Source organism: Desulfosarcina ovata subsp. ovata (genome assembly GCF_009689005.1).
In the GTDB taxonomy this organism is placed as follows: Bacteria; Desulfobacterota; Desulfobacteria; order Desulfobacterales; family Desulfosarcinaceae; genus Desulfosarcina; species Desulfosarcina ovata.
This window is the reverse complement of the sequence record NZ_AP021879.1, coordinates 6,736,301-6,758,461: the sequence shown is the minus strand read 5'-3', so window position 1 is coordinate 6,758,461 and position 22,161 is coordinate 6,736,301. Positions and strand designations below refer to the sequence as shown.

General features: G+C 56.7%; 20 protein-coding genes, 1 tRNA gene and 2 pseudogenes. 10 read left to right on the top strand and 13 right to left on the bottom strand.

Going from position 1 to position 22,161, the window contains the following annotated elements:
* The first annotated feature begins 19 nt into the window (after window positions 1–19).
* The 3 genes and pseudogenes from GN112_RS29675 to GN112_RS29665 all read left to right on the top strand — a co-directional run bounded on the left by GN112_RS29675 (window position 20) and on the right by GN112_RS29665 (window position 1,230).
* Window positions 20–700 (top strand): response regulator, encoded by a 681-nt coding sequence (locus tag GN112_RS29675; RefSeq protein WP_155313457.1) that lies wholly within the window; start codon window positions 20–22, stop codon window positions 698–700.
* Between the two features lie 16 nt (window positions 701–716).
* Window positions 717–839: pseudogene (locus GN112_RS35480) on the top strand (type II toxin-antitoxin system HigB family toxin); the annotation flags it as partial.
* The gene (locus tag GN112_RS29665) at window positions 820–1,230 is read left to right on the top strand and encodes a helix-turn-helix domain-containing protein (protein ID WP_155313456.1); all 411 of its coding nucleotides are present in this window, start codon (window positions 820–822) and stop codon (window positions 1,228–1,230) included. The pseudogene GN112_RS35480 and the gene GN112_RS29665, both read left to right, overlap by 20 nt.
* 87 nt (window positions 1,231–1,317) lie before the next feature.
* Here GN112_RS29665 and GN112_RS29660 read toward each other — a convergent pair.
* The 5 genes from GN112_RS29660 to mnmG all read right to left on the bottom strand — a co-directional run bounded on the left by GN112_RS29660 (window position 1,318) and on the right by mnmG (window position 7,686).
* Window positions 1,318–1,394, bottom strand: a tRNA-Met gene (locus tag GN112_RS29660).
* Between the two features lie 76 nt (window positions 1,395–1,470).
* On the bottom strand, window positions 1,471–4,026 hold the full coding sequence (locus tag GN112_RS29655) for a zinc-ribbon domain-containing protein (RefSeq protein ID WP_155314449.1): 2,556 nt from the start codon (window positions 4,024–4,026) through the stop codon (window positions 1,471–1,473).
* 15 nt (window positions 4,027–4,041) lie between these two features.
* On the bottom strand, window positions 4,042–4,563 hold the full coding sequence (gene hpt, locus GN112_RS29650) for a hypoxanthine phosphoribosyltransferase (protein ID WP_155313455.1): 522 nt from the start codon (window positions 4,561–4,563) through the stop codon (window positions 4,042–4,044).
* Between the two features lie 128 nt (window positions 4,564–4,691).
* Window positions 4,692–5,597, bottom strand: a complete 906-nt coding sequence (locus GN112_RS29645; RefSeq protein ID WP_155313454.1) for a DnaJ C-terminal domain-containing protein — start codon at window positions 5,595–5,597, stop codon at window positions 4,692–4,694.
* Between the two features lie 214 nt (window positions 5,598–5,811).
* Window positions 5,812–7,686 carry a tRNA uridine-5-carboxymethylaminomethyl(34) synthesis enzyme MnmG gene (gene mnmG / locus GN112_RS29640; protein WP_155313453.1) on the bottom strand — a complete coding sequence of 625 codons (1,875 nt, stop codon included), beginning with the start codon at window positions 7,684–7,686 and terminating at the stop codon, window positions 5,812–5,814.
* A 157-nt stretch (window positions 7,687–7,843) separates the two neighbouring features.
* Between mnmG and mnmL the strand changes: the two genes are divergently transcribed.
* A complete protein-coding gene (gene mnmL / locus GN112_RS29635) occupies window positions 7,844–8,764 on the top strand; it encodes a tRNA modification radical SAM protein MnmL/YtqA (RefSeq protein WP_331457551.1) in 921 nt (306 codons plus the stop codon).
* 136 nt (window positions 8,765–8,900) lie between these two features.
* On the opposite strand, the gene GN112_RS29630 is transcribed toward mnmL, so the two are convergent.
* On the bottom strand, window positions 8,901–9,098 hold the full coding sequence (locus tag GN112_RS29630) for a hypothetical protein (RefSeq protein ID WP_155313452.1): 198 nt from the start codon (window positions 9,096–9,098) through the stop codon (window positions 8,901–8,903).
* Between the two features lie 255 nt (window positions 9,099–9,353).
* Here GN112_RS29630 and GN112_RS29625 point away from each other — a divergent pair, with 255 nt between their 5' ends.
* The 5 genes from GN112_RS29625 to GN112_RS29605 are packed head-to-tail and all read left to right on the top strand — an operon-like array spanning window position 9,354 to window position 15,458.
* Window positions 9,354–10,055 (top strand): CerR family C-terminal domain-containing protein, encoded by a 702-nt coding sequence (locus tag GN112_RS29625; protein ID WP_155313451.1) that lies wholly within the window; start codon window positions 9,354–9,356, stop codon window positions 10,053–10,055.
* Window positions 10,052–11,239, top strand: coding sequence for a beta-barrel domain-containing protein (locus GN112_RS29620; RefSeq protein WP_155313450.1), 1,188 nt, complete (start codon window positions 10,052–10,054; stop codon window positions 11,237–11,239). Before GN112_RS29625 ends, GN112_RS29620 begins: the two co-directional genes overlap by 4 nt.
* The gene (locus tag GN112_RS29615; protein WP_155313449.1) at window positions 11,236–13,182 is read left to right on the top strand and encodes an ATP-binding cassette domain-containing protein; all 1,947 of its coding nucleotides are present in this window, start codon (window positions 11,236–11,238) and stop codon (window positions 13,180–13,182) included. The genes GN112_RS29620 and GN112_RS29615 overlap by 4 nt, the downstream gene beginning before the upstream one ends.
* Window positions 13,183–13,218: 36 nt before the next feature.
* On the top strand, window positions 13,219–14,340 hold the full coding sequence (locus GN112_RS29610; RefSeq protein ID WP_155313448.1) for an ABC transporter permease: 1,122 nt from the start codon (window positions 13,219–13,221) through the stop codon (window positions 14,338–14,340).
* Entirely contained in the window at window positions 14,337–15,458 is a 1,122-nt protein-coding gene (locus GN112_RS29605) for an ABC transporter permease (protein ID WP_155313447.1), read from the top strand. Before GN112_RS29610 ends, GN112_RS29605 begins: the two co-directional genes overlap by 4 nt.
* A gap of 53 nt (window positions 15,459–15,511) precedes the next feature.
* Here GN112_RS29605 and GN112_RS29600 read toward each other — a convergent pair whose 3' ends face one another.
* The 6 genes and pseudogenes from GN112_RS29600 to GN112_RS34095 all read right to left on the bottom strand — a co-directional run bounded on the left by GN112_RS29600 (window position 15,512) and on the right by GN112_RS34095 (window position 19,858).
* Window positions 15,512–16,360 carry a formylglycine-generating enzyme family protein gene (locus tag GN112_RS29600; protein WP_197743433.1) on the bottom strand — a complete coding sequence of 283 codons (849 nt, stop codon included), beginning with the start codon at window positions 16,358–16,360 and terminating at the stop codon, window positions 15,512–15,514.
* Between the two features lie 41 nt (window positions 16,361–16,401).
* A complete protein-coding gene (locus GN112_RS34960) occupies window positions 16,402–16,533 on the bottom strand; it encodes a hypothetical protein (protein ID WP_269434958.1) in 132 nt (43 codons plus the stop codon).
* 36 nt (window positions 16,534–16,569) lie between these two features.
* A pseudogene (locus tag GN112_RS35475) lies at window positions 16,570–16,665 on the bottom strand (formylglycine-generating enzyme family protein); the annotation flags it as partial.
* A 42-nt stretch (window positions 16,666–16,707) separates the two neighbouring features.
* Window positions 16,708–17,718, bottom strand: coding sequence for a reverse transcriptase domain-containing protein (locus tag GN112_RS29590; protein ID WP_155313446.1), 1,011 nt, complete (start codon window positions 17,716–17,718; stop codon window positions 16,708–16,710).
* Entirely contained in the window at window positions 17,715–18,194 is a 480-nt protein-coding gene (locus GN112_RS29585) for an HRDC domain-containing protein (RefSeq protein WP_155313445.1), read from the bottom strand. The genes GN112_RS29590 and GN112_RS29585 overlap by 4 nt, the downstream gene beginning before the upstream one ends.
* Entirely contained in the window at window positions 18,191–19,858 is a 1,668-nt protein-coding gene (locus tag GN112_RS34095) for a formylglycine-generating enzyme family protein (RefSeq protein ID WP_197743432.1), read from the bottom strand. The genes GN112_RS29585 and GN112_RS34095 overlap by 4 nt, the downstream gene beginning before the upstream one ends.
* 168 nt (window positions 19,859–20,026) lie before the next feature.
* Here GN112_RS34095 and GN112_RS29575 point away from each other — a divergent pair, with 168 nt between their 5' ends.
* Complete coding sequence (locus tag GN112_RS29575; RefSeq protein ID WP_155313444.1) at window positions 20,027–20,221, top strand: hypothetical protein; 195 nt, start codon at window positions 20,027–20,029, stop codon at window positions 20,219–20,221.
* A 929-nt stretch (window positions 20,222–21,150) separates the two neighbouring features.
* Here the strand turns inward: GN112_RS29575 and GN112_RS29570 are convergent.
* Window positions 21,151–22,158 carry an AAA family ATPase gene (locus GN112_RS29570; protein WP_155313443.1) on the bottom strand — a complete coding sequence of 336 codons (1,008 nt, stop codon included), beginning with the start codon at window positions 22,156–22,158 and terminating at the stop codon, window positions 21,151–21,153.
* Between the last annotated feature and the right edge of the window lie 3 nt (window positions 22,159–22,161).

Here is a 22,161-nt window from a genome sequence, read left to right as displayed (position 1 = left end):
CTGTGTATGAGGCACCACTATGGCGGACGAACACATTCTGATCGTTGAAGATGAAACCAAAATCGCGGATCTGTTGAAAGATTACCTTCTGAAAGCCGGATTCAAAGTCTCCTGTTTGGCCCGGGGTGACGAGGCCGTGGACAAAGTCAAAGGACTCGCACCGGCATTGATGCTGCTTGACCTGATGCTTCCCGGTATGGACGGCACCACCGTGTGCCGTGAGGTGCGGAAATTCTCTGATATTCCGATTATCATGGCCACGGCCAAGGTCGACGAAATCGACCGGCTGATCGGACTGGAAATCGGTGCCGACGACTACATCTGCAAGCCCTTCAGTCCCCGTGAGGTGGTGGCCCGCGTCAAGGCGGTTCTGCGGCGGGCACGCCCTGTGGAAGCCCCCCAGCGCCGGATCGCCGGCCCCATGATTCTGGATGAAAACACCCGTCAGGTGACTGTTGATGGGCATTCACTGAATCTGACCCCCAGCGAGTTCGGTTTGCTCAGCGTGCTGATGGCATCACCGGAACGGGTTTTTTCACGCGCCGAACTTCTCGACATGGTTCAAGGGTATCGCTTTGAAGGGTATGACCGCACCATCGACAGTCACGTCAAAAACCTGCGCAAAAAGATCTCCGCGCATCTGCCCGATAAAGAAGTGATTCTGACCATCTACGGAGTGGGCTACAAACTGAGCGTGTGAAAACAAGGGGAACCACTTCAGGCTGATTGCCCACATCGACTTCAACCGCCAGGCCGCTTTCGTCAAATGGTTTGGACAGCATAAAGAGTACGATAAGATCGATCCATCGGAGGTGAAACATGAATATCCGCCCTGTTAAAACGGAAGCAGATTATGATGCTGCTTTGGCGCGCATCAAGGAACTATGGGGCGCCGAATCAGGAACACAGGATGGTGATGAGCTTGACATGTTGCTTGTTCTCGTAGGGGCGTATGAAGATGAACACCATTCGGTCCCACCGCCGTCTCCGATAGAGGCCATTCGCTTTGTGATGGAACAGAAAAGCCTGAAGAATTCTGATCTCATTCCTTACTTGGGGAGCCGCCCGCGGGTATCGAAAATTTTGAATGGAAAGCGACGGCTGACATTGAAAATGATTCGATCCTTGAATTCCGGGCTCGGGATCCCAGTAGAAATTTTGATCCGGGATCATTCAATCATTTCATCGGATGCTGTCTCGGCTCCAAAGGGATCGGAGTCCATTCAATAGGGATTTGTGTAAGGCGGGGTGTGATTTCACCAGGGAGTACCTAAATAAAAACCCATTGACTGTAACATCAATGGGTTAGGTATCGTCTGGTGGCGATGCAGGGACTTGAACCCCGGACGCTGCGGATATGAGCCGCATGCTCTGACCAACTGAGCTACATCGCCATTGGTTATTCTGTCCCGGAAGGACAGCGGACTATTAACAGCTCAATGGCGGTTAGTCAAGCCGAAAACGGACCTTTTATTTAAGGACGGTTGACCCGACGACTTCAATGGTAAATTCCTCCAGATCACCGGGAAGGTTGGAAAATACCACCATGAAGGGGATGGATTTTCCGGGCTCGATCTTCACGTTGCTCCTGTTGTCTCCCAGGCGATTGGAAAGTCTGGCCTGAATTTTATCCCACTCCAGATTGGCCAGTTCAAGATCGGACATGATGTTTCCAGCGTAGACCTTTTCCTCATTGACCGCAACTTTCCCTTTGGAAAAAAGCTTCCCCACCAGGGTGGCCATGCCGCGACTTTCCGAGTAACCGTTCTGAACCATTCCAGAGATCACGAAAAGTTTACCGACATTGATATTGTCAACAAACTTGCTGTTGATTTGAGAAGTGGTCAACTTCAAATTCCCGGGATCCTGAACCTTGGGTTTCAGGTAGTCGCTGACAAAAGGAATCTCAATACCGCTTTGACTCAGGAAATAAAGGGCTCCGGCGGCGGCGCCAAGGATAAGAATGATCAGCAGGACGATGATCGACTTGCTCTTGCCTTTCTTCACCGGCCTGGAGCTAGAGCTTGGGGGGGCGACCGGTTGGGGGGGCACATCGGGTTTGGGGGGGACCGCCGCGGGCTTTTCGGCCTGGACTTCGGAAACGGCAACCGTGGCTTCCAGGTTTTCATCCTCCAAGGTTTCTTCCGGCCCACCGTTCTCTTCCAGTTCGAAATCCAGTTCCATGTCACCGGACCCGTCGTCGGAAGCCGCACCCGTCGATTTTTCCTCGAAATCGGACAGATCAAAATCCAACTCATCGTCAACCGCTATGGTTTCCGTGGCAGCACCCAATGGACCGTCATCGTCCAAGGTCAATTCCAGTTCCGGTTCCTCGTCGCGCTCATCCGTGGCATCCATGTTCACATCTTCCAGCACCTCTTCAAGTTCTGAAAGATCCAGTTCCTCATCCATGACCAGCTGTTCGCTTTTGCCATCTCCGGACATCCATTTTTCGGTTTCCAGGCTGGCCTCGATGTCCAGATCAAGATCCTGGTCGGGAACCGCGGCAAACTTCCCGCCCTCCACGTCAGGCTCTTCCAGCATCTTCTCGATTTCGGAAAGATCGATTTCCTGATCGGCATCACCCTCGACATCAATCGTTTCCGCCTCGTCATCCAGATCAAGTTCCAGATCGTCCAGGGTATCTGCCGGGGAGCTCTCTTCCACAGCCGCTGCCGCCGCGGAAGGCTCTTCGTCCAGTTCAAGAGAGAGTTCCGGCTCTTCCTCATCTTGGATAATCATGGTGGCGGAGTCTTCGTCACCCCCGTCGTCATTCAACAGGCTTTCCAGACTGGAGAGATCCAAATCATCCGTCATTTCGGGAGACTCGGTCGATGGCTGGTCCGCGTCAAGATCCGTATCTTCAAAATCCAGTGTCAAATCCAGATCGTCCAACAGTTCTGCCGTTTCTCCTTCCGGCACGGTTGCATCTGCATCCGATTCATCCAGATCCAAGCTCAGGTCCAGGTCATCCGACAGTGCCGACGGTTCCCCTGCTGCCATCTCAGCACGATCATCGGTATCTTCAAGATCCAGGGTCAGATCCAGATCATCGTTGATGGATTCCGCTTCCGGGGATGAAAGATCAGTAGTATCCTCATCCAATTCCAGATCGAAATCCAACGAAAGCTCATCCGCCGAGTCGGCAAGCGTTTCCGTTTCGGCCCCCTCGTCAAGGGATGCGTCTTCAGAAGATTCCAGATCCAACGCCAGGTCAAGGTCATTGAGCGTATCATCAGCCTCCAGCGAGATCTCCTCCGCCGGCACCGACGGGGAAGCATCATCGTCCGGTTCAAGTGAGAAGTCATCTTCCAGGTCCAAGGCATCGAGGTCGGCGACGATGGTGGCGGTCTCCGCCTCGGTATCGTCAGGCAGGTCCGTCAGTTCCATTCCCAGGTCATCCTGATCCAGGTCGACAATGGTGGTTTCCACGGCATCCGGAAGATCATCGAACGCGAGATCAAAATCATCATCGTCCAAATCAACGATTACCGTCGCTTCCGCTTCTGCGTCGACGGATTCCGAAGAGAGGTCAAGGTCCGTGTCATCGTCGTCCAGACTGGCGATCATGGTGGCATCGCTCTCAAAGCTGTCATCCGCTTCAAGGTCCGGATCAGGGATCGATTCCGTTTCAAATGAAATATCGGACAGATCCTCATCGGCAACAGGGGGTAATGGTTCTTCGATTTCGGTAGCGGAACCGGTCTCTTCATCCGCATCATCCACGTCGAAATCGAGGTCAATATCCTCATCAAGGGGTGACGCTTCAAGGTCGGAAACCATTGGGCGGTCCGAATCCACCGTCTCTGTGGCCGTATCCGTGATGGATTCGGCGACAGGCTCAGGCGGCGGCACCGGAATTTCCGGGTCCGCAACGACGTCAGCTGTCGCTGAAGGGAGTTCCGCCTGTGGGTATGCGGTAAAAACATTGGCGCAGACCGAGCATCTGACCTTTGAACCAGAGGGCTTGAGCATTTTGTCATCAAGATTGAAACTGGTGCCGCATGTTTTACAGGTGATAATCATAGCTCCCCTCACTGACTAAAGTTTCATATGATATATTTCTGGAAGGTTTCTGTAATTCTCGGCATAATCCAGGCCGTATCCCACCAGAAAGCCTTCTTCAACACAGCCACACGCATAATCGACATTGACGGCCACTTTTCTCCGTTCGCGCTTGTCGATCATGGCGCAGATACGGATGCTGTTGGGATCATGGCGTTTGAGATGTTCGATCAGACGGGCCATCGTCAGCCCGGTATCGACGATGTCTTCGACCACCAACACGTCTTTCCCGCGAATATCAACGTCAATATCCTTTTTTAGAACGATATTTTCTGATGATACTGTATCGGCACCGTAACTGGAAGCTTGAAGGAAATCGATTTTAATTTTTTCAAGTTTCAGCTCGCGAACCAGATCGGCAAGAAACAAAAATGCCCCTTTGAGCACACCGATCATAATCAGTTCCCGACCCTGATAATCTGCCGAAATGGCTGCGGCAATGCGTGTTATCTGGCGCTGGATGTCATCTTTCTTAATAACAGGAATAAATTCAGGCATATGAAATCTTCAGTGCGCATTGCCTGGCTGGCAAGCACGATAACTGTTGGGAACAGCGGGTAAACCGGTCATTGAGGTTGACCGGAAAATTACCCCACCATGGGTTAGTTGTCAATGAATTTAATTTGTTACATACCTGTGGCCGATAGTTCGCCCACCAGTTTTTTCTGCTCGGAAGTCAATTTTTTGGGTACATCCACGATGACGGTAACATACAGATCCCCCTTTTCGCCGCCCTTCATTTTGGGCAGGCCGTGCCCGGCCAGTCGCATGCGTGTTTTGTGGCGGGTGCCCGGCGGAATCTTGAGACTCAACTCCCCCCCGTCGACAGTGGGAATACTCACCTGGGTACCGAGCAGCGATTCACTAAGCCGAATGGTCACAGTGGTGTTGAGGTTCCATTCCTCGCTGGTAAAAACCGGATCGTCAACAACCCGGGACTGAATAAAAAGGTCCCCGGCAGGGCCGCCAAAACCGCTCTGTTCCCCTTTTCCCGCCAGTCGCAATTTTTTCCCGGTAATCATCCCCGGGGGAATTTTAACGGTGATGTTTTCATTGCGTCCCTGATGCTGAAAAGTGACCGTTTTACTGGCACCACTGGCCACCTCTTGCAACGTCAGGGGAAGTTCATAAACCAGGTCCGAACCCTTTGGCGGTGCCTGGCGACGCTGATGCCCGCCAAAGGGCCCCCCACCGAAGGGGGAACCGCCGCCAAAAGAGAACCGCATCCCCTTACCGCCAAAACCGAACTCCTTGAGGATATCTCCCAGGTCCGCGTTTCTGAAGATATCCTCCTGGGAATAACGCTGATGGAAATCCGTGGAGCCGAAGGTATCGTACTGCTGCCGTTTCTCCTTGTCGCTGAGCACGGCATAGGCTTCACTGACCTTCTTGAACATCTCTTCGGCATTCTTGTCACCCTTGGAGTGGTCCGGGTGGTATTTCATGGCGAGTTTGCGATACGCTTTTTTGATTTCACTATCGGTGGCGGTTTTGGATACGCCCAAAATCTGATAATAGTCCTGTTGGGACATGATCGGTCCTGCTCCCTGCAATGGTTAACTTTTTTTAAGCACAGCAACGGTGCCGTTGAAATTCCCCAGTTCCGGCAGCCGCACGATGAATACAGTGAAAAAAAAATAAGGTGTAAGCCTTTTGATGTCAAGCCGTTGGGATTGACTCGGCCGGCCTGTGGAGACGGTCGAGACGCAACCGATGCCGGTCGTCGAACAAACGGCGGGCAGGGCATCAGCGATTTTTCCATAAGCGCAGATAGACCATCAGCACCGAAATGGCCGCCGGTGTCATGCCCTCGATTCGGGAGGCCTGTCCCAGGGAGGTCGGTCGCACGGCACTCAATTTCTCTTTGAGTTCACTGGAAAGGCCGTGAACCGTGGCATAATCGATGCCTTCGGGAAGTTTGATCTGCTCCAGGTGCCTGAATTTTTCAATCTCCTGAAGCTGACGCTGGATATAGCCCTCGTACTTGATTTCGATCTCCACCTGCCGGGCGGCCGACTCTCCCAGGGGCGGGTCGACCGGCGCCAGTGCCGTCACGGCGCCATAATCCAGTTCGGCCCGCTTGAGCAGCTGGACCAGGTGAATGCCGTTGTCGATGGCCGGCGTCTGCCGGGATTCCAGGTAGCGGTTCACCTCGGGAAGCGGTTTGATCACGGTTGTCTTGATTCGCGCGATCTCGGCCTCGATATGGGCTTTGTGGCCCCGGAGGGTCTTCACCGTGTCGGCATCGACGATACCCAACTCATGGCCGATTTCCGACAGGCGCAGATCGGCGTTGTCCTCACGCAGCATGAGGCGGTACTCGGCCCGGGAGGTAAACATGCGGTACGGTTCAAGGGTTCCCCGGGTGACCAGGTCGTCCACCATCACGGCCATGTATGCCTGGCTGCGGTCCAGCACGAAGGGCGGCCGCTTCTGCACGGCGCAGGCGGCATTGATGCCGGCCCACATGCCCTGGGCGGCGGCCTCCTCATAACCGGACGTGCCGTTGATCTGTCCGGCAAGGTAGAGTCCCCGCACCCGCTTGGTCTCCAGGGTGGACCGCAGCTGGATGGGATTGATGAAATCGTACTCAATGGCGTAGGCCGGACGCATGATCTCCGCCTCCTCCAGGCCGCGCACCTGCCGGACCACCTGAATCTGAACGTCCATGGGCAGGCTGTTGCCCAGACCGGAGGCATAGATCTCACGGGTATCCAGCCCTTCGGGTTCGAGAATGATCTGGTGGCGGTCACGGTCGGGGAAACGTACGATCTTGTCTTCGAAAGAGGGGCAGTAGCGCGCCGGCACACCTTTGATAATGCCACTGTGCAGGGCCGACAGGTGCAGGTTGTCCCGGACCAGGCGGTGAACGGCGTCACTGGTGTGCCCGATGTAACTGGGCACCTGGGGCAGCCGCATCGACGGTTGGGAAAAGGAAAACGGACGCGAGAGCTCATCCAGCGGCTGCATCTCAAACTGGGTAAAATCGATGCTGTCCCGGTTAAGGCGCGGCGGCGTGCCGGTTTTCATGCGCCCCAGGGCAAAGCCGAGTTCCTTGAGATGCTCCGGCAGCCCATAGGCGGCGAACTCTCCGGCACGACCGGCCTGCATGGTCTTGAAGCCGATGTGCACCAGACCGGAAAGGAAGGTGCCGGTGGCCAGCACCACCGTCGGCGCCTGAAACCCGAAACCGGTGTGGTCCTCAACACCACAGACCCGCCCCTCCTCGACAATCAGGCGTTCCACCAGAGCCTGTTTGAGGTCCAGGTGGGGTTGCGCTTCGATCACCGATTTCATGGCACTGTGGTAGCGCCCCTTGTCGTTCTGGGTGCGGGTGGACTGGACCGCCGGCCCTTTTTTGGTATTCAGGGTCTTGTACTGAATCGCCGTCTGGTCGGCGATCTTGGCCATCTCGCCGCCCAGGGCATCGATCTCCTTGACCAGCTGGCCCTTGGCCATACCGCCGATGGAGGGGCTGCACGGCATGGCGGCCAGTTTGTCCAGGTCAATGGCCAGCAGCAAAACCCGGCACCCCATGCGCGCCGCAGCCAGCGCCCCCTCGCAGCCGGCGTGCCCGCCGCCGACGACAATTACATCATATTGTTTTTGATAGACGCTCATCGATGTTGACGCTTTTGCGCAAACGGGCACCCACACACCAGCGGGGGAGCCCGTTTGAATGGTCACGATTGATACACACGAATGATACCCGGTTGCTTTTATTTCGTGCAGCGGACTATATAATTGCGGGGAGATTAAGGTCAAGCAGAGGATGATGATGCCTGAAAAACCATATCGGGATCTGAATACTTACTTCCGCGGCCTGTTCGGCGGCCGGGTGCACAAAGTCACCGTCGATGCCGGGCTGAGCTGCCCCAACCGCGACGGCACCCTCTCCACCGGCGGATGCATCTACTGCAACGCCAGGGGGTCGGGCACCGGTGCCCATCAACAGGGAATATCGATCGGCCAGCAGATCGAGCGCAGCAAGACGCGCATCGCCCGGCGTTTCAAGACCAACCGGCTGATGGCCTATTTCCAGTCCTTCACCAACACCTACGCCCCGTTTGACCGGCTCAAGGCGATTTATGATGAAGCCCTGGCCGTGGAGGGAGTGGTGGGGCTGGCCATCGGCACCCGGCCGGATTGTGTGACCGGCGACGTGCTGGACCTGCTCGAGGAATATGCCCGCAGCCGTCTCATCTGGATCGAGTACGGCCTGCAGAGCGCCCACGATCGCACCCTGGCCCTGATCAACCGGGGTCACGATTTTGCCTGTTTCGAAAAGGCGGTCGCCGCCACACGCCACCGCGGCATCAACATCTGCGCCCACGTCATCCTGGGGCTGCCCGGCGAATCCCGCCGGGACATGCTCGACACCGCCGATATCATTGCCGATATGGGCATCGACGGCCTCAAGCTGCATCTGCTTTATGTGGTGCGGGGAACCGCCCTGGAAGCACTCTATCGCGACGGCCGCTACCACTGCCTGGAGCAGCGCGAATATGTGGACCGGGTCTGCGCATTCATCGAACGGCTCCCGGAAACCATGATCATCCAGCGCCTCACCGGCGACCCCCACCCCAACGAACTGGTCGCCCCGGCCTGGTCCCTTGAGAAACGGGAAACCCTGGAGATGATCCATGATCTTTTCCGGGAGCGCAACACCTGGCAGGGGAAACAGTACAGCGGCAGCTGAGCAGTTACTGTTTTCCTGCTATGGCCAAAGCGTGGTTTTGGCCATGGCAGGGCTTCCATTTTGCTTTTTTCCCTATCCGCCAACATTTTTGGTCAGGCCGTGATCACGACCCAGTGGGCCGATTTCCGGACGGAATCTATTTGGCCTCCTCCTGATCGAGAAGGGCGGCGATATCGAGCCCCCAATGGGACTGATTTTTCCGAAACGTCATCCCCGGATTGATCCGATAAATTCCAAAAGCATTCTGAATGTCCGTGTTTTGTTTAGAAGACCATGAGCCATCGGGATTTTTGCTGAATTGCTCAGGCTTGATCAGGACGACATTCGGGTCCATTTTTGGCTTTTCTTTTGTTGAACTGTGGTGCATCGCTTTTTTCCTTTCTTTTTGTGATTGGAATGAGTGCGTTTCCGTTACAGACCAATGGTTCTCTATAAATATTTTTGACGCAGGATGTCAAAATTTTTTTCCGCTCACCGTTCTTTTTTTCCCTTCGTCTTTGCGCTTGACGAATCTCCCCGCATGGTTTAATCATTTGTTTAGATCATTTGATTTAAACATGTGTTCATATCCAACCCCAAGACAGATACCATGCCAAATGTTTCAGATGACAAATCGGTCAAGCAAAAAATCCTGGATGCCGCCGGGGATGTATTCGGCCGCGTGGGCTACAAGGCCGCCACAACCCGCGAAATCTGCCGCGCAGCGGGTGTCAACATCGCCTCGATCAATTATTATTTCGGCAGCAAAACGTCGCTTTACCAAACGGTGGTGACGGATCTGATCGCCCGGACCTTCGCACGCTATCCCGTGGATAGCGGGGTTACGCCGCAGTCGCCCCCCCATGTGCGGCTGCGCGCCTTCATCAATGGCGCCCTTTTGCGTCTGCTGTCACCCGACGGGCTTTCCGGCTACCCGGGCAAAGGGCAGCTGGTGGCTCGGGAACTGGCCGACCCGTCCCCGTTCATGGATGATCTGGTGAACGAATTCATCCGTCCCGCAGCCGCCATCCTCACCGCCATCATTGCTGAATTACTGGGACCGGAGGCGAATCCGCAGGCAATCATGCGCTGCCAGATCAGCGTGATCGGCCAGTGCTTTCACTATGCCACGGCACGCCCGATTCTCTCCCGCCTGGCAGGAACGAATGCATCCGATGCATCCGCGATCAACGCATTGACCGACCACATCACCCGTTTTTCCCTGGCCGGAATCGCGTCGGTCCGCAACACCCTGGCGAGTGCAAAGGACGCTCCCGCCCAAGCCGGCTCCGTGAATGGAGGGACCCCATGAAAAAACGCCTGGGCATCATCATCCCCGTGGCCATCGTTATCCTGGCGGTTGGAATTTATAGCGCTTTTCTGAAGCCGGATACCGGTAGGGGCGAACTGCAATTGTCCGGCAACATCGATATCACCCAGGTGGACCTGGCCTTCAAAGTCGCCGGCCGCCTCAGGCAGCGTTTGGTGGAGGAAGGGGATACGGTAACCCGCAACCAGGTCGTGGCCGAACTGGATGACACGGACCTTGAGATCCAATTGCAAAAGGCGCTCGCCGACACCGGTTACGCCGCCGCCGTGCTGGCCGAACTGGAGGCCGGCAGCCGCCCGCAGGAGATCCAGCGGGCCAGGGCACGCGTCAGGCAGGCCCGCGCGAATCTGGACGACCTGCTCAGCGGCAGCCGCAGCCAGGAAATCGCCGAAGCCGCCGCGGATCTTGAACGGGCCAAAGCCGACGAACGCACGGCGAAAAGCCAGCTGGAACTGGCCCAGGCCGATTTCACCCGCTATCGGTCGGTCTTCGCCGAAGGCGGTGTCAGTCGACAGGACTTTGACACCCAACGCACCCGGCTGGAGGCTGCCCGGAACGCCGTGGCCGCGGCGACATCGCGGCGGCAGGCGGCCGAACAGCGCCTCAGCCTCCGGCGCGAGGGCAGCCGCCAGGAGCAGATTGGCCAGGCCCGTTCGGCCCTGGCCCAGGCCGAGGCCGATTACGCCCTGGTGGAAGCCGGCCCGCGCAAGGAGGTCATCGATCAGGCCCGGGCCAAAAAAGCGGCGGCCACGGCCGGTGTGGCCGTGGCCCGGCAGCAACTCGATGACACCCGGCTGCCCGCCCCCTTTGACGGCGTGGTACTCAGCACCTCGGCGGAGGCCGGCAGCTATCTCTACCCCGGCACCGCGGTGCTCACCATCGGCGATTTGCGCAATGTCTGGCTGCGGGCCTTTGTGGCCGAAGCCGATCTGGGCCGCATCCGCATCGGGCAGCCGGCGTCGGTAACGGTGGACGCCTACCCGGATCGAACCTGGAAGGGCCGGGTCAGCTTCATCAGCAGTGCCGCCGAATTCACTCCCCGGTCGGTTCAGACTTTCAAGGAGCGCACCACCCTCGTCTACCGGATCAAGATCCAGTTGGACAATCCGGACGGCGTGCTCAAACCGGGAATGCCCGCCGACGCCATGATCGAGGTGGCCCCGTGAATCGTCCGGCGGACCCGCCGGCCATCGTGGCCGAGCAGGTGACCCGCCAATTCGGCGACCTGGCGGCGGTGGACGGGCTTTCGCTCACGGTTTCCGCCGGTGAAATTTACGGACTGGTGGGCCCGGACGGCGCCGGCAAAACCACGACCCTGCGCATGCTGGCCGGCCTGCTGGATCCTTCCGGCGGACGCGTGCGGGTGGCCGGGTGCGAGCTGCCGGCCCAAAGCGCAACCGTCAAAACCCATCTGGCCTACATGAGCCAGCGCTTCGGCCTCTACCCCGACCTGACCGTGGATGAAAACATCCGCTTCTACGCCGACCTGTACGGCATGACCCGCCGGGCACACCGGGCAAGGCTTGACGAATTGCTCGATTTCTCCAATATGCGTCCGTTCCGCAAACGGCTGGCCGGCAATCTTTCCGGCGGCATGAAGCAGAAGCTGCAGCTGATCTGTGCCCTGATCCACACCCCCGAGGTGCTGCTGCTGGACGAGCCCACCAACGGCGTGGATCCGGTCAGCCGACGGGATTTCTGGCGCATCCTCTACCGCATGCTCAAGGCCGGCGTGGCCATCCTGGTGACCACCGCCTACCTGGACGAGGCCGAGCGCTGCAACCGCATCGGCCTGATGGATCAGGGACGCCTGCTGGCCGAAGGCCGCCCGGACCAGGTTCGCCAATCCTTTGCAGGGCGGATTTTATCGGTCCGCAGTGCCCAGAGCCGCCGAGCCAGCCGCATCCTGCACGACCGGCTTGCCGATGTCACCAGCGTGGATCTTTATGGGGATAGCGTTCACATTGTCTGCCAGGATCCGCAGGCGGCCACGCGAAATGCCACCCGGATCCTGGCGCACGAAAACATCCCGGTCCAGGAGATCCGAACCATCGCCCCCACACTCGAGGATGTCTTCGTCAATATGGTCGCCTCGCCTAACGAACGCGTTTCGGACATCGTCTCCAGCCAGACGCCGGTCCCCACCCCCGACACTGCTGCCATCGCCGTCCAGGTCACCGATCTGACCCGGCGCTTCGGTGATTTTGTTGCCGTGGACCGCCTCAACCTGAGCGTGGAGACCGGTGAAATTTTCGGATTCCTCGGCCCCAACGGTGCCGGCAAAAGCACCACGATCCGCATGCTCTGTGGATTGCTCAGCCCATCTGCCGGCGGCGGCCGGGTGGCTGGGTGTGAAATCGTTGGCCAGGCCGAGGCCATCAAACAGCAGATCGGTTACATGAGCCAGAAATTTTCGCTTTACGAAGATCTCACGGTTTCGGAAAATATCGATTTTTACGGCGGCATTTACGGACTGAGCGGCGCGCACCTGACCGACCGCAAACAGTGGGCCCTCTCCATGGCCGGACTGGAAGGGAGCGAGGCGCAGCCGGCCCGGCTATTGGCCGGCGGATGGAAACAGCGGCTCTCCCTGGCCTGCGCCATCCTGCACCGGCCGCCGATCATCTTCCTGGACGAACCCACCAGCGGGGTGGACCCCTTGAGCCGGCGGCGCTTCTGGGATCTGATCTACGACATGGCCGGTCGCGGCCGCACCGTCTTCGTCACCACCCATTACATGGAAGAGGCCGAATATTGCGACCGCGTGTCCCTGATCTACCAGGGCCGCATGATTGCCCTGGGTTCTCCCCGGGAGCTGAAAGAGCGGTTGGTGGAGGAAACCATCCTCGATTTGCGTTGCCCGGCCCCCCAGGATCTTCTGGATCCCCTGGCGGCCGTTGAGGGGGTTCGGGATGTAGCCCTGTTCGGCGCTGGTCTGCACCTGAAAGTGGATGATGAGGCCGCAGCCACCCGTCAAATCAAACACCTGCTCGACCGCCTGGGTCGCAGCGATGTCACTGTGGAATCGATCGTTCCCACCATGGAGGATGTTTTCGTCTCCCTGATCGAAAAAGAGGATCGTCGCAATGGGTCAACCCAACACCCCTGACATGGCCGGCAAAAGCCACCCCAAAAGGGGCCGTCGATGAAATGGCAGCGATTCGTGGCCGTGGCCCGCAAGGAATTCATTCATGTCTTGCGCGACTGGCGCAGCCTGGTGCTGGCCATCGCCATTCCCATGCTGCTCATCGCCCTGTTCGGCTATGCGCTGACCATGGACCTCAAGCACGTGCCCACGGCTGTCTGGGACCGGTCGCAGACCGCCGAAAGCCGCGAATTGGTCAGCCTCCTTGACGGTTCGGCCTATTTTTCGGTGGACCATGCCACAGACAATTACCGCGACCTGGGCGACCTGCTCGATGCGGGCCGGATCATGGTGGCGCTGGTGATCCCGGCCGACTTTTCCGATCGTGTCCGCGCCGGCCGGCCGGTAACCATCCAGGCCTTGATCGACGGTGCCGACGCCAACAACGCCACCCTGGCGGCCGGCTATCTGGATGCCGTCAGCACCATTTACAACAGCCGTCTGAAAGTGGTGCGCCGATCTTTGCAAAGCGGCACGGGTCGGATCACTCTGGAACCCCGCGCCTGGTACAACCCGGAGATGGAGAGCCGCAATGTGATCATTCCCGGCATCATCGCCCTGGTGATGGTGGTCATTGCCGCCATGCTGACCAGCGTCACCATTGCCCGCGAGTGGGAGACCGGTACCATGGAACAGCTGATCAGTACACCGATCCGGGTTCCGGAACTGGTGCTGGGCAAGGTGGTGCCCTACTTTGTCATCGGCCTGGCCGATGTGGCCATTGCCGTGGCCATGGGACACTGGATTTATGGCGTACCCTTAAGAGGCAGCACGGCCCTCTTGTTTCTTTCGGCATCGGTCTTTCTCACCGGCGCCCTGTTCCTGGGCCTTTTGCTGAGCATCAATCTGAAAAGCCAGGTACTGGCCAACCAGATCGCCCTGTTCACCGGCTATCTGCCAACGTTATTGCTCTCGGGATTCGTCTTCGGCATCTACAACATGCCCGTGGCCATCCAGGCGATCACGTTTATCGTGCCGGCGCGCTATTTTATCGCCCTGCTCCGGGGTATTTTTCTCAAGGGCATCGGCCTGGAAATTCTCGGCCTCAACATGGTTCTGCTCACCATCTACGCTGCCGTAATGGTGCTGCTCTGCCACCGCCGGATGAAGCTGAAACTATGATCCTGCGCATTCGTCAGATACTGGTCAAGGAATTCCTGCAGATGTTCAGGGACGTGCGCATGCGCATAGTGGTACTGGCCATGCCCCTGGTGCAGATGACCGTCCTGGCCTTTGCCCTGACCACGGACGTCAAGGAGATCGCCACGGCCGTGGTCGACCCGGACAATACCCCGGCCAGCCGCCTTCTAGTGGATGAGTTTACCGGTGGCAACTACTTTGCCGTCACCCACCGTCTGGCCACCGACCGGGACGTACAGGAATTGCTCGACGCCGGCCGGGTGCGCGCGGTGCTCCGCATTCCGCAAAACTTCAGCGCGCGCCTGCGGGAAAACAAAACCGTTTCCGTCCAGTTGCTGGTGGACGGCACGCTGAGCAACGATGCGGCCATCACCTTCAACTACGCCAACCAGGCAGCCACGCATTTCAACCGGCGCATGGCCGCTGAAGGCGGTGGCACGGTTGCGGTTGCCGGCGGGATCGTGGAGATGCGTACCCGGACGTGGTACAATCCCAACCTGGAGAGCAAATACTACTACATTCCCGGCCTGATTGCCGTCATGCTGATCCTGATCGGCCTGATGCTCACCTCCATGGCCATCGTGCGCGAAAAGGAGATCGGCACCATCGAGCAGGTCATGGTCACACCCATCCGGCGGGTGGAGTTCATCGTCGGCAAAACCCTGCCGTTTCTATTGACCGGTATATTGACCATGACCCTGATGTTCGTCATCGCCCGCCTGATCTTCGGCATCCGCATCCACGGCAGCCTGACTCTGCTTTACGCCGCGGCAACGATCTACATCCTCGGCAACCTGGGAATGGCCCTGTTGGTCAGCGTTACTGCCCGAACCCAGCAGCAGGCGCTGCTGACCGCCTTTTTCATCCTCGTGCCGGCCATCCTGCTCAGCGGGTTCATCTTCCCCATCCGCAATATGCCGGAGACCGTCCAGTGGCTCACCATCCTCAACCCCATGCGCTGGTTCCTGCAGATTCTGCACGGCATTGTGGTCAAGGGGGTGGGCGTTCGCATCCTGTGGATGCCCCTGGGTACACTGACTTTTCTGGCAGGCGGTTTTCTTGGTCTGGCGGTATCGCGTTTCAAGAAAACACTGGAATAAGGCTATTTCATTTGAGCATGGGCCGGGTTGGGTTTCGTCCCTCAACCCAACGTCTATCTTGTTACTGGACCGGCTGTCTGACCTCGGGCAAGCCGCAAGCCGCTGTCGTCGTTGCGAGCATCAGGCGCGTTCCTGTAACGGTAGGCAGAGCGCACGTTCCTGCCGTTGCCGATCCAGGAACCGCCGCGCAGGACACGGCCGTCGCCTTCATCAGGTCCGGTCGGGTCGACAGACGCCTCCTCAGGATATGGTCCATACCAATCCGCGCACCACTCCCAGACATTGCCGTGCATCTCATAGAGTCCCCAATCATTGCAGGGGAATGTCTTCACCGATACCGTTTCCTCACGATATTCTCCCTTGGGTCCGTAGTTGTATGGATAGTTTCCATCAAAGTTGGCCTGATCGGTGCCGATGGTTTCCCCGAAATGAAACGGCGTCGTCGTTCCCGCCCGGCAGGCGTATTCCCACTGCGCTTCGGTGGGAAGCCCCACGTCCATCCCTGGAATTACGGCATTGAGCTTTTCGATGAAGTCTTGGCAATCGTCCCAGTTGACATTTTCCACCGGACGATCGTCCCCCTTGAAGCGACTGGGATTCTTGCCCATCACTGCTTGCCAAAGCGCCTGGGTGCAGGCCGTTTCCGCAAGCCAGTACCCCTGGGTAAGAAGCACCTCGTGCTGGTGCTCATTATCAAACCGCTCGGGTTCAGTATCGAGGGAGCCCATCATGAACCAGCCCGGCATGATCCAACGGAATCCATGACGAATGCCCTGGTACCTGAAGGCCATCCAAACGCCGTAACCATCCTGGCCCCAGTCCGATGCCCATGGCTCCGGGAACCTTTTGGGAATACGCGGATCGGCCGCGTCTCTTTCAACCGTGGGAACACTGTCGGTCAATGTCAGCTCCGTGATAAAATTCTGTTCGCTTCGATGTCATATCACCATTGGATCGGATCACCCGGCAAGCGTTCGACGTTCGCCTCCACGTCAACGCCTACTGACATGCCGGGGTCCTTTTGCTTTTTGCCAAGCCTCATGCACCTGGACAGGATGACGATCTGGTCAGACATTTGCCATCCGGCAAATCTTTGAGCTCGGGCAAGCCGCAAGCCGCTGTTGTCGTTGCGTTCATCAGGCGCGTTCCTGTTACGGTTGGCAGAGCGCACGTTCCTGCCGTTGTTGATCCAGGAACCGCCGCGCAGGACACGGCACGGCCAGCACCTTGATGACCGTCACCCTAAGCCTTAAGCCTCTATCGTTACAGACCTTTCTAAATGATTTTTTCGCCATTGCATGCTGTCCGCATGCTGTGTCATGGCGTGAACCGCCGCATATCCCTGCTGTAATTTCTTTGCATCTATCGTTCCGCTGATGAATAGGCGTTCCCATTTACGCCGTAGCGCACCATATCTTCTTTTCCGGCGGGCACCCAATCGAATGGCCCCAGGTAAAACGCGAAAGCCGCAAAAGCTGATGCCACGTCGACTCCGATTGATTTGGACAGAGCTGGGCTTAACCCGCAAAGAGCGACGCTCTCGGAGATATGCTTCAACGGCTGCAAGCGTTCTTCCGGCAGCTTGTTTATCCATACACCACCAAACCACATCATCCATATATCTTGCATGGGCAAAGGCTTTTAGGGTTTCCATGAGGTGGCGATCGAGCCCGTCAAGATAGTAATTTGCAAAATGCTGGGACGTCAGTGAACCGATGGGTAGTCCTTTGCCCGGGAGGGTTTGATAGCCCGATATAATCCTGCCAACCAGCGCCATGAAATTCTCTCCCTTGAAGCGCCGTTCCAAAAGCTGCAACAAGAGCCGCTGGTCAATGGTGTCAAAATAGTGCTCGATGTCAATCTTCACATACCAGGGGTATTTGCGCAATTTCGATTGGACGTGTCTTATGCCGCAATGAATCCCCTTGTCCGGGCGGCATGCAAAAGAGGATGCAACCATGGCGCGGTCAATCGGTGGTCCCGCCACGTTCATTATCGCATGGTGCAATACCCGATCCTTGAAACAGGCTGCATGGATTATCCGTTCTTTAGGGTCGAAAATCCGAAATTGTTTAAACTCCCCCTCCGGCACCCGACCGGCAAGTATATCCCGGCTCAGCTGGTTCAGATTATGATCCAGGCAATGGAAAAACGTTTGCACCTCCGGACGATGGCGCTTGGCCCTGGCTGCGTTTTTGGCTGCTTTGGCAAGGTTATGGAGATCAGCAATATCTTCTACGTCGATGCGCAACCGTTTCAATTGGCCTTCCCTTCACCAACGGATGGGGAGGAATCATATTCGTTTCGCAACAACGCCAGAAATTCCTGACCATATTTCCCTATCCGAGCTTTCCCCACGCCATCGATGGCGGCCAATGCCGATTGCGTGGTAACCCGTTGTTGAACCATGACGGCCAATTGTTCATTGGAGAACAGCGCATACAGTGGCAACCCCTCTTTATCAGCGATACGTTTTCTCAAACTCCTGAGTTTCGCAAATACGGCAAAATCCTGTTCGTTTAAAATTTCCTTGTAGTCGATACGGCTTTTCGAGTGATTCTTCTTGTCACCATCGCCGTCTATCCAGGTAACACAAACGGACCAAAAGCTTCGCTCGCCGTCAGCCACAAATTCCTTTTCCACATTCAGAACCTGGCATCCTGAACAAAATGTATTGAGCGACTGCTGGGCATCATCGGGGTGTCTCGCTGGAATACTGAAAAACGCATATTTCATGATTTGAGTCCCCTTTTGAAAAACGTTTTCACGCGGTTGGCAATTTTTCCTGCAGATTGACCTTTCTCCTTTTGCCCGCTGGTCTCGCTTTGTCCGGCTCCGCCGGACACCCGACCGGCTGTCTGACCTCGGGCAAGCCGCAAGCCGCAGCGGCCGTTGCGTCCATCAGGCGCGCCCCCGCCACGGCCGGCACAGCGCACGTACCTGCCGCTGCGGATCCAGGAACCGCCGCGCAGGACACGGCCGTTGCCTTCATCGGGTCCCGTCGGGTCGGCAGACGCCTCCTCAGGGTATGGGCCAATCCAGTCCGCACACCATTCATAAACATTGCCGTGCATCTCGTACAAGCCCCAAGCATTGCAGGGAAATGTCTTCACCGATACCGTTTCCTGACGATATTCTCCCTGGGGCGCGTTGTTGTATGGATAGTTCCCATCGAAGTTGGCCTGGTTGGTGCCGATGGTCTCCCCGAAATGAAACGGCGTGACTGTTCCCGCCCGGCAGGCGTATTCCCACTGCGCTTCGGTGGGAAGCTCCACATCCAACCCTGGGATTGCGGCATTGAGCTTTTTTATGAAATCTTGGCATTCATTCCAGCTGACATTTTCCACCGGACGATCATCCCCCTTGAAACGACTGGGATTATTGCCCATCACCGCTTTCCAAAATGCCTGGGTACAGGTTGTTTCCCCAAGCCAGTACCCCTGGGTGAGAATCACCTCGTGCCGGTGTTCATCCTCATACCGCTCTGGCTCGGTTTCAGGTGACCCCATCAGAAATTTGCCCGGCATGATCCAACGCATTCGCTGAGAAACGCTTTTTATTTGAAAATCAGCATAAATCCCATACCCATCCAGGCCAAAATCCGTCGCCCAAGATGGTCTTTTAAAACCGATATCAAAATTTTCCGCCAAATCATCCTGATCCCACCAGAACCCTTGCTCCACAACGATTTCAGGACCACTTGCGGTCCAACTTCCGACCGGGTACTTTCCAGGAGGGAACCAGTATATGTGCCGTGTTTTTTCTTTCTCCTGTAAAATCAGGAACAGCCCCTTTTCGTCGCGCCCCCACCCTGTCGCCCAGGATGGCCGCGCCTGGCAGTCGAGAATGATTTTCTGGTGGGTGGTGATCAGCTCTAACCGGCCTTCCATAGGAACATCAACGGGCACGCGTTCCTTATGATTCAGATTCACGGCATATTCGTGTGAATGGCGCGTCTCAATTTCCCTTACCTGCAGCACGCCATTGGAAGAGACGAGATCGACGACCGGGCTGCCGCCTGGAAAGATCGCACCCCCGAAGGAGCCGAATTCCGATCGATTCGCGGCAATGAATCCCTGCCCCTTTCTGAACAGGGTATAATACCGGACCGATCCTTCCGGGGCGAATACCCAGGTCGCACAAGCGGGATCCATCCCTTCGGGTAAAACAATCTTTCCACGCGTCCACGCATCCTGGTTGGCCTTGGCCCACAAGGCGCACAGGGCGTGGCTTTGCCACATGGGTGGATCCCACCCGTGACGGTGCATGAGACGCTTGATCCACGATTCAAGCCCGGCCATTTCCCTGAATTCCGGCGTTGACAGGGTCCGCAAACTGCTCCAAAAGAAACACTCCGCCTCTTCGGAGGGTTTTCCTTGAAGCAGCGTGTCCGCAATCAATTGCTCCTCTTTTCCAACGGCTGGAGACAAATGCCGGTGATGGGATTCGATAAGCTTGCAAGCGCTCTTTTGTATGTCAGGGGCATTATTTCGGACAAAATCCGCTCTGTGGATTGCAACATGCGCGGGATCAAATGAAAAACCGGTATATCCCCGCCGGACATGGTCATGATTCCAAACCGCGGCTTCGTTCCCTGCGTCACACTGGTCGACGGGCAACAGCATACGCACAGCTCGCAGCAAGGCAGGCTCGACACGAATGGCTGGCGCCAGCAACGCGAGAAGCCGCTCGGTTCCGTCGCGTTTTGTTTCCAAGGGTTGACGCCCTACGCCTTTTTTCCCGAACGCGCCTCGTTTGGGTAGACGCATCCCCCTGTCCCAGCAGGCCATGCGATATAGTGATGTCAGCTCACGGGTCCACAACCGATACGGCGCCGGTGTCAAGACAACTGGCTGGAAATTGGATTGTCTCAATTTGTGGCCAAATTTAATCCAATCGTTTTTTACCTTTGCATCTCGGGAAAAAAGCCCCAAATCACTGATGATTAAAATGGGTGTGCCCGGTTCCGGGTTTTTGAAGGGTGAATGCGAAAGGGGCGCTTTACCAGGCTTACTGACAGGTCCGGATGGACCATTTTCGAAAAGTTGCAAATCAAGACCCAGCCTGCCCCTGACCTTTAGCACATTCCTATAAAGTTGCCTGGCGTCCTGCAAAAACGGTATGATCCTTGTGTCGGCATCAATGATTAAAACACAGCGGCGGGCCCACCCTGGCCTGTAGACACGGGGGAGTCGCTTCATCGGCCGCATTTCGGCGGTGGACTGAATCACCTTGGGAATATCGATGGCCCCAAGGTCTTTTATTTCACCCAAGATGCTTCGTTGAAATGGCCACATTCGCGCCCAGGGACACAATGGTTGGTGAACCGGCGGACGCTTATCAGGATCGGCTCTGATCGATTCTTCATCAAGGGCAACGGCCTCGATAAACGCCTTTGGCGCCTGGTGGTCCATTTCATCCTGATTGATGAATTCACACGATCGCGGCCGCCAAAAAGGGATCGATGTTTTTGTTTCACTCGATGTCGCCTTGGGCGGAACGTCACCCACTCCTTTCCCCGGTTCCCCAGGCCTCGAACCGTCGATATCATCATCCGGCTGCGGTTCTTTAGAATCATCTTTCGAGCGATAACCGACAACAATGCTCGCAGGAATCAATGCATCCGCACCAAAAGCCCCATAGAGCCTGATCAGATCAGCTCTTGAGATTGCCGGTTTGCCGCTGATTTTCATCAGGGCACCCGCTCGTATTTAACCAATGCAAAACGACTGATGGCCTTGAGGGTTTTCAGTTGTTCATCCTTATCTTCCTTGGCAATGCCGACCACGGCCCTGAGGATATCAAGATACTCCGCCTGGCCTGGTGTGGGTAAATTTAATTTTTCCGCCTCGTTGCGATCTTTGACCAACTGCTCGGCGGCCTCTTTTCTTACATCTATATGGCACTGGTCTTCAAAATGAACTTTTCCACGTTCGCAAAGCCAATTGATGAGTTTGTCATCACCTCTAGGTAAATCGAGGTGCAGCACCATGCACCTGCGTATGAATGCGGCTGGTAACTCCCGCTCTTCATTGGTTGTGATAACGACCAGCGGGACAGGATCCCCCTCGTTGACCTGAACCGGCTCATCCATATGGGGTACGGAAAAGGAACCATTTCCAAGGGTTTCCAGAAGACCATTGGGAAGATCGGCATCCGCCTTATCGATCTCGTCGATAAGCAGTACCGTCCCTTTTTCGGAAGTCCAATCCGCCGGTTTTTCCGGCCGACGGGCCGCTTTATTGCTTTTTTCGTATTGTTTTTCGGCTGCTGTCCAGTTGAAGGCCCACCACAAGGCTCCAGGATTAAGAAAACATATAGGATCGAGGGGGTTTTTCATATTTCTCTCGATAGCCGGCAGCAGGTCTTTGATCGTGTCGCCACCGGCCCCGATCAGCCCGAGCGTCTGGGCGGCCCCCAATCTCGCCACGGCATCGAAATAATATTGAAGGTCCTGGCATTCGCTTCGCGAATGCACCACCTCGGAGATAAATGCACGCCCCAGATAATATGCTGCGGCCCTTGCCAGTTGACTTTTACCGGTACCCGGTTCGCCGCGCACCAACAGCGGCCTTTCCGCCGCAACAGCAGCCTTGATTGCCCAGAGGCTTTTTTCATCGAATTGATGCCGGGTCTCGGGCCATGTACCCGTTTTGGGCAGTGTCACCGGCTCCGTCAGCACCTTTTCCGGGATTGCCATGAC